At 35.1% G+C, this 11,930-nt stretch carries 12 protein-coding genes; 5 read left to right on the top strand and 7 right to left on the bottom strand.

Features of this window, described 5'->3' with window-relative positions; genetic code table 11:
• Positions 1 to 209 precede the first annotated feature (209 nt).
• Positions 210 to 1,106, top strand: coding sequence for a LysR family transcriptional regulator (locus tag EGT34_RS01695; protein WP_001983834.1), 897 nt, complete (start codon positions 210 to 212; stop codon positions 1,104 to 1,106).
• Positions 1,107 to 1,165: 59 nt separating this feature from the next.
• Here EGT34_RS01695 and EGT34_RS01690 read toward each other — a convergent pair whose 3' ends face one another.
• From EGT34_RS01690 to EGT34_RS21105, 6 genes are all read right to left on the bottom strand, one after another.
• Positions 1,166 to 2,338 (bottom strand): thiolase family protein, encoded by a 1,173-nt coding sequence (locus EGT34_RS01690; RefSeq protein ID WP_000095309.1) that lies wholly within the window; start codon positions 2,336 to 2,338, stop codon positions 1,166 to 1,168.
• A gap of 65 nt (positions 2,339 to 2,403) precedes the next feature.
• Positions 2,404 to 3,813 (bottom strand): short-chain fatty acid transporter, encoded by a 1,410-nt coding sequence (locus EGT34_RS01685; protein ID WP_000414929.1) that lies wholly within the window; start codon positions 3,811 to 3,813, stop codon positions 2,404 to 2,406.
• Between the two features lie 116 nt (positions 3,814 to 3,929).
• Positions 3,930 to 4,571 (bottom strand): 3-oxoacid CoA-transferase subunit B, encoded by a 642-nt coding sequence (locus EGT34_RS01680; RefSeq protein WP_000312583.1) that lies wholly within the window; start codon positions 4,569 to 4,571, stop codon positions 3,930 to 3,932.
• A gap of 1 nt (position 4,572) precedes the next feature.
• Entirely contained in the window at positions 4,573 to 5,277 is a 705-nt protein-coding gene (locus tag EGT34_RS01675; protein ID WP_001045563.1) for a CoA transferase subunit A, read from the bottom strand.
• 245 nt (positions 5,278 to 5,522) lie between these two features.
• Complete coding sequence (locus EGT34_RS01670) at positions 5,523 to 6,404, bottom strand: LysR family transcriptional regulator (RefSeq protein ID WP_000172956.1); 882 nt, start codon at positions 6,402 to 6,404, stop codon at positions 5,523 to 5,525.
• Positions 6,405 to 6,551: 147 nt separating this feature from the next.
• Positions 6,552 to 6,941: a hypothetical protein gene (locus EGT34_RS21105; RefSeq protein ID WP_000989977.1), complete on the bottom strand. Its 390-nt coding sequence runs from the start codon at positions 6,939 to 6,941 to the stop codon at positions 6,552 to 6,554.
• A 197-nt stretch (positions 6,942 to 7,138) separates the two neighbouring features.
• Here EGT34_RS21105 and EGT34_RS01660 point away from each other — a divergent pair, with 197 nt between their 5' ends.
• Positions 7,139 to 7,966, top strand: coding sequence for an RsiV family protein (locus EGT34_RS01660; protein ID WP_001044078.1), 828 nt, complete (start codon positions 7,139 to 7,141; stop codon positions 7,964 to 7,966).
• A gap of 202 nt (positions 7,967 to 8,168) precedes the next feature.
• Here EGT34_RS01660 and EGT34_RS01655 read toward each other — a convergent pair whose 3' ends face one another.
• The gene (locus EGT34_RS01655; protein ID WP_024437505.1) at positions 8,169 to 8,570 is read right to left on the bottom strand and encodes a DoxX family protein; all 402 of its coding nucleotides are present in this window, start codon (positions 8,568 to 8,570) and stop codon (positions 8,169 to 8,171) included.
• A gap of 109 nt (positions 8,571 to 8,679) precedes the next feature.
• Between EGT34_RS01655 and EGT34_RS01650 the strand changes: the two genes are divergently transcribed.
• From EGT34_RS01650 to EGT34_RS01640, 3 genes are all read left to right on the top strand, one after another.
• Complete coding sequence (locus EGT34_RS01650) at positions 8,680 to 9,294, top strand: TetR/AcrR family transcriptional regulator (protein ID WP_000622632.1); 615 nt, start codon at positions 8,680 to 8,682, stop codon at positions 9,292 to 9,294.
• Positions 9,295 to 9,395: 101 nt separating this feature from the next.
• Positions 9,396 to 9,797, top strand: coding sequence for a J517_1871 family lipoprotein (locus EGT34_RS01645; RefSeq protein WP_024437506.1), 402 nt, complete (start codon positions 9,396 to 9,398; stop codon positions 9,795 to 9,797).
• 687 nt (positions 9,798 to 10,484) lie between these two features.
• Positions 10,485 to 11,906: a GntP family permease gene (locus EGT34_RS01640; RefSeq protein ID WP_000263714.1), complete on the top strand. Its 1,422-nt coding sequence runs from the start codon at positions 10,485 to 10,487 to the stop codon at positions 11,904 to 11,906.
• Positions 11,907 to 11,930 lie beyond the last annotated feature (24 nt).

Genomic DNA, 11,930 nt, shown 5'->3' with positions numbered 1-11,930 from the left:
ACGATATTTATATATAAATTAAGCAAATAAGTAGATTATGCTTTGGTCTTTACGATGAAAGGCAGTATAAAGCATTGCCCCTTGTCTAAATTCTTTGATAATTTAGAGTAAATTTCAATAAGTCAAAAGTAGAGTATAGGAGTATTTATCTCTTTCATACCTACTTTGAGCTTATTTCAATGGATTATTGAGTCCAAGCGGAGACAATTTTGTTTGATCTAGACAGTAGATTATTAAATATTTTTTATCATATTTATCGGTTCAAAAGTGTTTCAATGGCTGCAGATGCTATTGGTTTGACACAGCCGAGCGTTAGTAATGGTCTAAACAAAATCCGCCAACATTTTAATGATCCTTTGTTTATTCGAGTCGGTAATGAAATGATTCCGACTGAACTGGCAAAGCAAATTTTTCCACTCATTAGTGAAGTTATTGATAAGGTTGAAAGCATTAATAATTTTAATGTGAACTTTGATCCGTTGACCTCAGATCAGTTGTTTACGATCGCGATGACTGATGTATCTCATTTGGTTTTGTTGCCGCAACTAACCAATTATTTAAAAGAAAAAGCACCTTTGATTCGTTTAAATATTAGGCCTATTACACCAGAAACTAGCTATCAAATGGCAAACGGTGAAATTGATCTAGCCATAGGTTTTTTACCGCAGTTAGAAGAAGGTTTTTATCAGCAGAAGTTTTTTCGTCAACACTATGTCGTAATTAGCTCAAAAAGCCATCCACGTTTAGACCCAAATAATTTCACTTTAGAGGATTATATGCGTGAATCTCACATCGATATTGATGCGGGTATTGGGCATTATCACATTAAAAATGAGCTGCAGAATAAAGGGCTGGACCGAAATATTTTAATTCGCTTACCAAGTTATTTAGGTGTGGGATTGGTCGTTCAGGAAACAGATGCTATTGCCACTGTGCCATATTATTTAAGTCAGGTTTTATTGGTTAGAGAGAACTTACAGATTTTACCGGCACCGCTTGATTTTCCAACTTATGATGTTAAGCAACATTGGCATATGTCTTGTCACCACAAGAGTAGCCATAAATGGTTCCGTCAAACTTGTTATGAACTATTTAAAACTGCTTAAAAGTTTTAATTATAAAAAGAAGATGTAAGAAAATCCTTACATCTTCTTTTAATTTTAAATTAAATTTCAATCGCAACGGCTGTTGCTTCACCACCACCAATGCAAAGGGCAGCGACACCTTTCTTTTTACCTAAGCGTTTTAATGCATAAATAAGAGAAAGGATAATTCTTGAACCTGTAGCACCAATTGGATGGCCTAATGCACATGCACCACCATGGACGTTTACTTTTGCTTCATCAATTCCTAGCTCATGAATTGGTGCCATTGCCACCATTGCAAAAGCCTCATTAATTTCCCAAGCATCTACTTCATCAACAGACCAACCAGCACGCTCAAGTACTTTTTGAATTGCACTAATTGGCGCAATTGTGAATTCGCTTGGATGTTGTGAGTGAGTAGAAGTTGCAACAATTTTTGCTAAAGTATTTAAACTATGGCTTTGAGCATATTCTTCAGTGGTAAGTACTAACGCAGCAGCACCATCAGAAATCGAGCTTGAGTTAGCAGCTGTAATTGTCCCATCTTTACTAAAAGCTGGACGCAATGTTGGGATCTTCTCAAGATTAGCTTTTAATGGTTGCTCATCTTGATCAATAACTTCGACACCTTTACGTGTTTTTACTTCAACAGGAACAATCTCTTCTTTGAAATAACCTTCCGTAATTGCAGTTTGTGCTTTTTTAAGTGAAGAAATTGCAAAGTCATCCATTTGCTCACGGGTAAAGCCTTTGGTATTTGCCATGTCTTGAGCAAAAGAACCCATTAAACGACCTGTTTCTGCATCTTCGAGGCCATCTAAAAACATATGATCCTTAATTTCGCCGTGTCCCATACGATAACCACCGCGAGCTTTAGGCAAAATATAAGGTGCATTCGTCATAGATTCCATGCCGCCAGCCACAATAATATTGGCACTGCCTGCTTTTAAGGTATCTGATGCCATTAACACAGCTTTCATTGCAGAGCCGCAAAGTTTATTAATGGTCACAGCTCCGACATGATCAGGCACGCCAGCTTTACGCATGGCTTGACGAGCAGGGCCTTGACCAATACCTGCACTGAGTACGCAACCGAAAATCACTTCATCTACTTGTTCAGGCTTAACACCTGCACGTTGGATCGATTCACGGATGACAGCAGCGCCAAGTTCTGGAGCAGTTAGAGAAGATAAACTACCCTGAAAACCACCCATTGCAGTACGGCTACCTGAAACTATAACAATTGAACTCATCTTAATATCTCTTATTGGTGTATTTGCTAAATTTGCCTTTAGCCTAAACTAAAGGCGCCACTAAATTAAAAAGTTGGAGGGGTATAGCTGAGCGTTCTACCAAAGAACCACAGCAAGAATAAAACTAAAGGAAAGTGCACAACGAGCTGCGTCACTGTAAAACCAATCACATCTTTTGCTTTTAGTTTTAAAATGCCTAACATTGGAAGCATAAAAAATGGATTGATTAAGTTTGGTAAAGCTTCGGCTGCATTATAAATTTGTACAGACCAACCCAAATGAACCTTTAAATCATTTGCTGCTTGCATTACATATGGGGCTTCAATAATCCATTTTCCACCACCTGAAGGTACAAAAAATCCAAGTACCGCAGAGTAAATTCCCATCACAATTGCAAAGGTTTCTTTTGAAGCGATTGAAACGAAAAACTCGGCAATATAATGTGACAGCGATAAGTCTTGGCTATTTAAAGCTTGGGTCATAATAAAGGCGATACTTCCGTAAAGTGGAAATTGAATTAAGATGCCCGATACTGCCGGAACTGCTTTTGCAACAGCATTTAAAAAGTTCCGTGGTGTGCCATGTAAAGCTAACCCAAGCATTAAAAACACGAAGTTGTAGGTGTTGAGACTTGAAATGGCAATGATGGGATTGCTTTTTGAAAATTCAAAAAACATCCAGATTAAGCCTAAAACCACCACAATAATCGTTAAGATAGGCGAATTTTCTAACCAGTCACCTGGACGAGTAGATTTTGCTTCATTTGTTTTTTCTTCTTCAAATTGCACATCAAAACTATCAATGGTTTTAACGCTATTGCCTTTTGGGGCAGACCAATATGCAATAGCGATTGAAACAATCACTAAAATAATGGTCATTGCAATTGATTGCCAAAGGAAAATCGTTTCGGTAAATGGAATAACACCAGTTAGGTTATAAATTGACTCAGGTAAACTGGTTTTATTTGCCTGAAGCTGTGCTGCTGATGAACTAATTCCAAGAGCCCAAGTTGCTCCCATACCAATGATTGCAGCTGCCGCAGCAGCACGATAATCCATATTCAGCTCTTTACGTTTTGCTAATGCAATCACTAAAAGTGCAGTAAGAATCGTACTTATTGCCCAATTGACTAGTGAAATTAATAAACTAACGGTTGCCACCAAAACAATAGCACCACGTCCAGAACTTGGAATACGCGCCATTTTTTGGATCAGGAATTTTACGGGCTTAGATACAGAAACGACATAACCTACAATAATGAGCATAGTCATTTGCAGGGTAAAGGGAATAAGACTCCAGAAGCCATTACCAAATGAAGTCGCTACATCATGGATTGGAGCACCAATACCCAAGGCGGCAACAGAGACAATAATGACGCCAAGCAGAGCAAAAATATATGAATCAGGAAACCATTTTTCAGACCAGTCACTAATCCGAAGAGCAAATCTTTCAAAAATTCCTTGCTGTTTTTCCATAGCTGAAAAAATCCTTCTCATTCTTATTTATAGACAGCACATCCGGTGCTTGATAGGGCTAAGACTCAAGCTCACTTACTAACTTGAGTCTTGTACAGCTAACTAAGCCTTAGAATTTACGCGACTAAGGTTTTATAAAACTCGACACCTGTAGCAGCTTGAATTTGTTCGAGCGTTACGTCTTTAGCAAGTTCAATGAGCTCTACACCTTGTGGCGTAATATCCATTACGCCTAAGTCTGTAATCACGCGGTGAACAACACCTTTACCTGTTAAAGGCAAACTACAGTTTTTCACGATTTTTGGTGTACCGTCTTTTGCGCAGTGTTCCATTAGAACAACAACTTTTTGAACACCAACAACCAAGTCCATTGCACCGCCCATACCTTTGACTTTTTTACCCGGAATCATCCAGTTCGCTAAGTCTCCTTTTTCAGAAACTTCCATTGCACCTAAAATTGCAATGTTGACATGGCCACCACGAATCATGGCAAAAGATTCTGAGCTTGAGAAAAAGGCTGCACCAGGGCGAGCAGTAACCGTTTGTTTGCCGGCATTAATTAAATCGGCATCGACAGTTTCTTCAGTCGGGAATTCACCAATACCTAATAGGCCATTTTCAGATTGAAGCCAAACATTAATATTCTCAGGAATATAATTGGCAACAAGGGTAGGTAAGCCAATACCTAAATTGACATAAAAACCATCTTCAAGTTCTTTTGCAGCACGTTGTGCCATTTCATTACGTGACCAAGCCATTTTATACTGCCTCCGTGCTTAAAGTTTTATGCTCAATGCGTTTTTCAGGTGATGCGTTTAATACAATGCGGTTCACATATATACCTGGTAAATGGATTTCATCCGGATCCAATTCACCAATTTCAACCACCTGTTCAACTTCTGCAATTGTAATTTTTCCAGCCATTGCGCATTCGGGATTAAAATTCTGAGCAGTTTTACGAAATACTAAATTACCTGCCTTGTCTGCCTTATATGCTTTAACAAGAGCTACATCGGCTGTTAAAGATTCTTCTAAAATGTAATTTTTGCCGTTAAAAATACGTTCTTCTTTACCTTCAGCAATGAGTGTACCTACACCAGTTTGTGTGTAAAATGCTGGAATTCCAGCACCTCCAGCACGTAACTTTTCAGCTAAGGTGCCTTGTGGGGTTAGTTCAACTTCTAATTCACCATTTAAATATTGACGCTCGAATTCTTTATTTTCACCCACATAAGAAGAGATCATTTTTTTGATCTGTTTGGTTTGAAGCAATATACCTAAACCGAAATCATCTACACCTGCGTTATTCGAAATACATGTGAGACCAGTCACACCACTTTGCTTAACTGCAACAATTAGTTTTTCTGGAATTCCACACAAACCAAAACCACCAACAGCAAGTGTTTGATTGTCTGCAATTACATCTTTCAGTGCTGCCTCTGCGTTGGCATAAACTTTATTCATTCTGTTGTTTTCCTATATCCCTTAGTGTTTCTAGTTTTAGCATCACATTTTGTGTTATAGAAGTTAATTTTTTTAAATGATTAATAAGTATAATCAATGAATAATATCAAATTAAGTACAAAACTTAAGACGCATACTAGCTAAAAAATTTAAAAATTACTCTACAACATATTGAAACTTATAAAAATTAAAGAATTTAACTTATCCATAAGCTTAACTTATACTAAAAGACAATCTTTAATTTTTTAAAATTTATATTGAACCAGTGCCTCAATAAATTGAGCAGAAATATTTGAAATTTCAAAGTTCTTTTTATAAACAATTCCTACTGTTTTATGAATGGCTTCGTCTTTTAAATCAATCAGTACGTTATGTTCTTTATCAATGTGTTTAGCAAAATGCCTTGGAATTGCACTTACCCCAATTCCATAAGCAACGAAACTTGAAAGAGATGAAATTTGGTGGCATTCAACTTTTAAATCGAGCGTTATATTATTTCTTAAACAATTTTGCTCAACTAAATATCGAACAATTGAGGGTTTTTGCAAGGTTACAAATGGATTTGAACAAAGCTCATGCCATGTAATAGAAGATGATTGAGCGAGTGGGTGACTCTTAGGTAATAGAGCTAAGAAGTCTTCTTCAAACAACGGTTTAAACTCTAAACCTTCGGTGAGATCAGGTTCAAAACAAATACCAAGCTCAAAAATACCATCTTGTACTTTTTCTATAATGGTCTCATTTGGAATATCGTGAATTGAAAAATTAAGATTGGGATGGACTGCTAAAAATTGATGAATCACCTCTGGCAAAATTGCATGGGTCACAAAGGGCATTGAGGCAATACTTAATGTTCCGCGATTGAGTTTAAAGCGTTGTTTAACATCGTTTTCCATTTCATCCCAATTGGCGAGTAATTTTTTTGCATATGGAATGAGTGATTTGCCTTCTTGAGTAAGTTCAACACGGCGTGTATTACGGTTAAACAGTTTACCGCCTAATTCTTCCTCTAAGCTTTTGATGGTGAGACTTAAAGCAGATTGGCTGAGATGTAACTCTAAAGAAGCATTGGCATAGTTGAGTGTACGCGCAAGGGCCAAAAAAGCTTTTAGTTGTTTAAGCGTCATTTCTTTCCTTTAAATTACTCAACTTACCTAGAAGAGTAATTTATACGAAAATTTGCCTAATATGATGTTTTTTGACAAAAAATTATGAAAAAGAAAAAACATAGACTTATTTAACAGAGAGCTAGAAATAAATGTAAAAATCTTGAATTACTTTAATAAATTGTCCCAACAAAACTCGTCTCTATTATTAGAAAAATATATAAACACGCCAATTATATGGAAAAACAAATAACCTAGCCAAATTGCTTGAGGAGCAACTTTCAAGCCTTCTAATAAAACAGTTGTTGAATAGATTGCCAATAAAAAGGTGAAGAGGATGACGTAAGTAGTACTCACTACAAATTTATATTTCGGTGCTAGATGAGGGATTTTATAACCAATAAGAATTTGCATCCCGCAATTTATGATCAATGAAATTATACCTACAAAGACTTGTGGCATATTTAGAGATGTTAAAGAGAGTTGCGTAATTATAAAAATAGCTTGCCACAGTACAAACATACCAAGAGGATACAAGATAAATTTAATCCACATCATATTTTGTTTTCTTATCAATATCTTACTTCGCTATTGTATTAAATAATTTAAATTAAATAAATATTATTTTTTCAAAATTTATTTTCAAAAAATATCAAGATATAAAGTCATTCTAATTTCAATTAATATATCTATGAATTTTTAAATTCTTTAAAATTTAATTTAAAAGATAAATAAATTATGTAAGGGTATAATTGATGAATAAAACTATTCTTGGCTTAATGGTAGTACCACTTGTATTGAGTGGATGTATAAAAAAAGCAGAGGAAAAACCAACAGAAAAAACGGAAAAAACCTCTACTATAAAAGCAACTGAACAGCCCCCAAAAGAAGAAAATATAATTCCTGCTATGCTAGTACGTAATTTTCTTGTGAAGTTTCAACAACCCAAAATTTGTGCTCCAAATCCAGATGTTGATGGAATTGTATGTACCTCTAAAGAAGCGATTGCACTTAAAAGTAATATTGAATGGATTGATCAAGTAATCGATAAGGAAATCCGTAAAGATTATGCAGATGCTCTTACACCTCCTTCAGAAAAGCAAAAGCAACTAAATCAAACCCAAGCTGAAGGGTTTAATAACTGGTCACAGAGTGTGGTTTATCGCTTTAATGGACAGTTTGGCCAATATGTGCAAATTTCAAAAGTAAGTTCAGAATATTCTGGCGGGGCTCATGGTATAGCAACTTTTGAAGATTATATTTTTGACTTAAAAAGTAAAAAACGCATTGAATTAAAAGATATTGTTATCAATGGAAAGATGAATGCGCTTAAAGAGGAATTGTGGAAACAATACGGATATTGGTGTCAAGAAAAAGATATGCAGCCTTACATTAGTAAAGAAGACTTTAAAGTAAGTGAAAATTTCTATATTAATCAATCAGGCGGACTTACATTTGATTTTCAGATTTACGAATTGGCTCCATATGCCGCAGGTCCTGTGAGTTTAGAACTCTATGATACAGATCAATTGATAAAATCAGATTTTTTACCGCCAATGCCTACTTTAAAAACTGAAATGTAAAAATAACTCCTGCCTAATCCGATAAAGATAGTAGAGCAAAATTTTTATATTAATTTACAATCTCTAGTAAATGGTAATAGTCACAATGGCACAGAATTTTTTGAGGAAGAGGATTATTTGGAGTCTCTATTAAAGAGCCCTGTGAAGACAGAACTCACTATGTATGTAACACAGAAGATTTTGAGTTTTTGATTATCTCAACTTATTTCTTGGTGGCTATTGCTGCTAATAGAAGCCCTCCACTTAAAGCAATATGTTCTAATACAATTTGGAAATCCTGAGTTCTTTGTGGTTCAGCTAATTTCCAAAAAGGATGTCCAATAGGAATACAAAGTAAAGTGAAAATGGCTAGTATTCCTGCACCCAACCATGTAAGCCCTGCAAAATTTGAAATAAGTAGAATTGATCCTATAAGTTGAATGGCTATAGTTGCAAAAGCAAATAATTCAGGAAGTGGTAAAATTGCTCCAATCATTTCATTAACAACAGTATCAAAGTTAAACACACCAAAAATACCAGCGATTAAAAAGAATGAAGATAAAACTATTCGCCCAATAACTAATGTGTAATTACTTGATAAAGTATTATGAATTAAGGATGCCATAAGAAGATTATTCCTATATAGAGTTGATGGTAACGATCGTTACCATCATACTTTTGTACATGGTAATGTCAAGAACCATGGCACGCCTTTTATTTTGTAGGAAAGAATTGTGATAAGTGAAAGTACCAAAACCAATCAAATTGATAATAAAAATCGCCTTATAATTCAAACAGTAGGTGATCTTTTTCTAGAGTATGGTTACTCAAGAGTTTCTATTAATTTAATTATTTCCAAGATCGGGGGGTCTAAAAGAGATCTATATGCTCAGTTTGGTGATAAGGAGGGGCTTTTTAGGAGTGTGATTGCGGATGTGTGCCAGCAAGTACTTGATCCACTAAAAGCCTTACCAGTAGAAGGTGGCTCAATTGAGCAAGCTCTTACTTCTTTTGGAAGAATATTTTTATCAGTACTTTTATCTTCTCGCGTAATTGCTTTACAGAAACTGGTACTTTCAGAAGCGACTCGTTATCCAGAGTTTGCAAAAACATTTGTACAATTAGGTCCAGTTAGTGCATATAACTTAGCAGCAGAACTTTTAATGAAAAGGGCTGAGGTTGGGGAGATAAGAGTTTCAAAACCGAAAGTCATGGGTGCTTTATTTTGCGATATGCTCATCTCAGATCTACAATTTAAAATTATATCTGGTGAAATAGTTACTGATAGTCAAATAGATGAGCGTGTTGAAATGGCAGTTTTAACTTTCCTAAATGGTATAAAAAGCTAAAGTTCGGTTCAACTGAGCGAATACAATTGCTCAAAATCCGTAAAATTAATGAAAAAGATCTGAACTGTTAAATTTTACACATTATTAAAATGGATAATTTCATGAAAAAGATTATTTTATTAGGGATAACAGTTTTATTAAATGGATGTTTAAATCCTGCTAATCAACTGATTAATAATAAGTTTATTAAAGTAAAACCATCCATATCTTCAGTGTCAGGTATATGGACGTTTTCGAGTGGCCCTAACATATCAACAATAAAACTTTACCCAAATGGGAGTGGAATAATTTGTGATGATATTAGTGGAAATATTGTATTTAACAAAGTTAAGTATGCAAATAATATGATTTACATTCAAAATGGTATGGTTCTAGAAGTTAAGCTTCTTAACAAAGATATACTCAAAATTAGAACAATTTTAAGTGCCTCTACTTCAAATATGATCTATAAAGCTGATAACGACTTAAAGGCAGCTTCATTAAAATGTGTTAAAGAAATATAGATACCACTTTATAAATAAGAATTGGCATGACTTTATAACAGCTGATACAGCTTCTTTCAATAACCTAAGTGTTATTATTCCTAATAATATTTAAAACTATTTATTTTAAATCAACATATCGCATCCATAGTCTCAGCTAGCCAGTAACCATGATTTGTACAAGTATAGGGAATAGAAGGGGTGACTTGTGTGGATTTTACTCATATATTTGATTTGTGCTTTAGGTAAAAGAAATTACTCATATTTAAGTCTCATTTCTTTAATTTAAATGTAGATTAGTTAGTTCACTTAGAGGGAAATTTTATCTGGACAATATTAAAAAGAATCAAGTGAAGAGTATTTATAATATTGTTTTAAAAAATATATTATTCAATTGGCTTTATTAAATAATATAGAAACATTAATTTAATTTACTCAATAATTAATAAGTTTTATAAAACAATAATATTTTTTTAATAATTAAATTTTACCAAGAGAGCCAAACAAGTTCTTGTAATTTATTGTTATTTAAAAATTTCAATAAATTACATTGTTTTTAAATATTTTAGTGATATTTTATTTTTAAGCTCATTTACCTATTACCACACATGGATATTGTGATTTTTATCATTATAGGTTTGGGATAACCTAAATATCTTTTGGTAATTTTATTGAACCTAATATCTATTCTTTAGGGAGAAAGAATATATGTGGGAATTATTTGTAATTCTACTTTCGCTTGGGCTGTTGATGTATACAGCTTACAAGGGCTTTTCTGTCATTCTCATGGCACCAATTTGTGCCTTACTTGCAGTTTTACTCATTAATCCAGCCAATGTTTTACCGTTTTATTCGGGTGTTTTTATGCCCAAAATGGTGAACTTTATAAAAGATTACTTTCTTGTGTTTTTGCTGGGGGCAATTTTCGGTAAAGTCGTTGAAATGTCAGGAATTGCTGAGTCTATTGCTCGAACCATTGTAAGATGGATTGGGGCAAAAAAAGCAATTTTAACGGTTGTATTACTAGGTGCAATTTTAACCTATAGCGGTGTAAGTTTATTTGTTGCTGTATTTGCAATTTATCCCTTTGCAAACCAGCTTTTTAGAAAAGCGAATATTCCAAAACGTTTAATTCCAGGAACCATCGCGCTGGGTGCATTTACATTTACCATGGATGCATTGCCTGGTACACCACAAATTCAAAACGTAATTCCGACCACTTTCTTTGGCACTAATATTTATGCCGCACCATTTCTAGGAATTATTGGTGCTATTTTTGTTCTATGCATGGGTTTGGCTTACTTAGAATGGCGTCGCCGAGCTGCTGCAAAAGCTGGCGAAGGTTTTTCGGGTTTTGGCGTAGACAATACACCATCTCAAGAAATTGAAGCCGATATGAATTTGCAAAATAATGGAAGTACGGCTCGTCAGTTTTTAGCGTTTGTGCCTCTCATTCTTGTTGCCGTAATGAACAAATATTTGTCTAAAGCAATCAAAGAGTGGTATCCAAATGGTTTTGATTTTGCCGCAGTTGGATTAGCGGATTACACCGTAGACGTTGCAAAAACCGGTGCGATCTGGGCAGTTGGTCTTGCGCTGATTGTCGGGATTATTACTGCAATTTTGTTTGATTACCAACGTGTAGTGACGAACTTTAAAGAAGGCATTAATGCCAGTATTGGTGGCTCACTTTTAGCTGTGATGAATACAGCTTCTGAGTATGGTTTCGGTGCAATTATTGCGTCATTACCGGGCTTTGCCATGATTAGTCATGCAATGAGCAGTACTTTTACAAATCCACTAGTAAATGGGGCTGTGACGACAACTGTTCTAGCAGGTATTACTGGTTCAGCTTCTGGTGGTATGAGTATCGCTTTAAGTGCGATGGCTGAACAATATAACGCCGCGATTTTAGCTGCGGGTATTCCACCAGAAGTCATGCACCGTGTGGTTGCAATGGCATCAGGCGGTATGGATACCTTACCGCACAATGGTGCTGTTATCACTTTACTCGCTGTTACAGGTTTAACTCATAAACAATCGTATAAAGATATTTTTGCAGTCACAGTAATTAAGACATTAGCGGTATTTGTAGTGATTACGGTCTTTACCGTAACAGGTATTGTTTAAATCAGCACGTTATAAGTATTAAGG

It is taken from the genome of Acinetobacter sp. FDAARGOS_558, from assembly GCF_003937785.1.
GTDB classification, from domain to species: Bacteria; Pseudomonadota; Gammaproteobacteria; order Pseudomonadales; family Moraxellaceae; genus Acinetobacter; species Acinetobacter baumannii.
This window is presented reverse-complemented; position numbering and strand designations above follow the sequence as displayed.

Bases quoted from the DNA above. Each gene is read 5' to 3' on its own strand.
- EGT34_RS01690 (WP_000095309.1), bottom strand. From the start codon at position 2,338: ATGAGTTCAATTGTTATAGTTTCAGGTAGCCGTACTGCAATGGGTGGT.
- EGT34_RS01685 (WP_000414929.1), bottom strand. From the start codon at position 3,813: ATGGAAAAACAGCAAGGAATTTTTGAAAGATTTGCTCTTCGGATTAGT.
- EGT34_RS01680 (WP_000312583.1), bottom strand. From the start codon at position 4,571: ATGGCTTGGTCACGTAATGAAATGGCACAACGTGCTGCAAAAGAACTT.
- EGT34_RS01675 (WP_001045563.1), bottom strand. From the start codon at position 5,277: ATGAATAAAGTTTATGCCAACGCAGAGGCAGCACTGAAAGATGTAATT.
- EGT34_RS01670 (WP_000172956.1), bottom strand. From the start codon at position 6,404: ATGACGCTTAAACAACTAAAAGCTTTTTTGGCCCTTGCGCGTACACTC.
- EGT34_RS21105 (WP_000989977.1), bottom strand. From the start codon at position 6,941: ATGATGTGGATTAAATTTATCTTGTATCCTCTTGGTATGTTTGTACTG.
- EGT34_RS01660 (WP_001044078.1), top strand. From the start codon at position 7,139: ATGAATAAAACTATTCTTGGCTTAATGGTAGTACCACTTGTATTGAGT.
- EGT34_RS01655 (WP_024437505.1), bottom strand. From the start codon at position 8,570: ATGGCATCCTTAATTCATAATACTTTATCAAGTAATTACACATTAGTT.
- EGT34_RS01645 (WP_024437506.1), top strand. From the start codon at position 9,396: ATGAAAAAGATTATTTTATTAGGGATAACAGTTTTATTAAATGGATGT.
- EGT34_RS01640 (WP_000263714.1), top strand. From the start codon at position 10,485: ATGTGGGAATTATTTGTAATTCTACTTTCGCTTGGGCTGTTGATGTAT.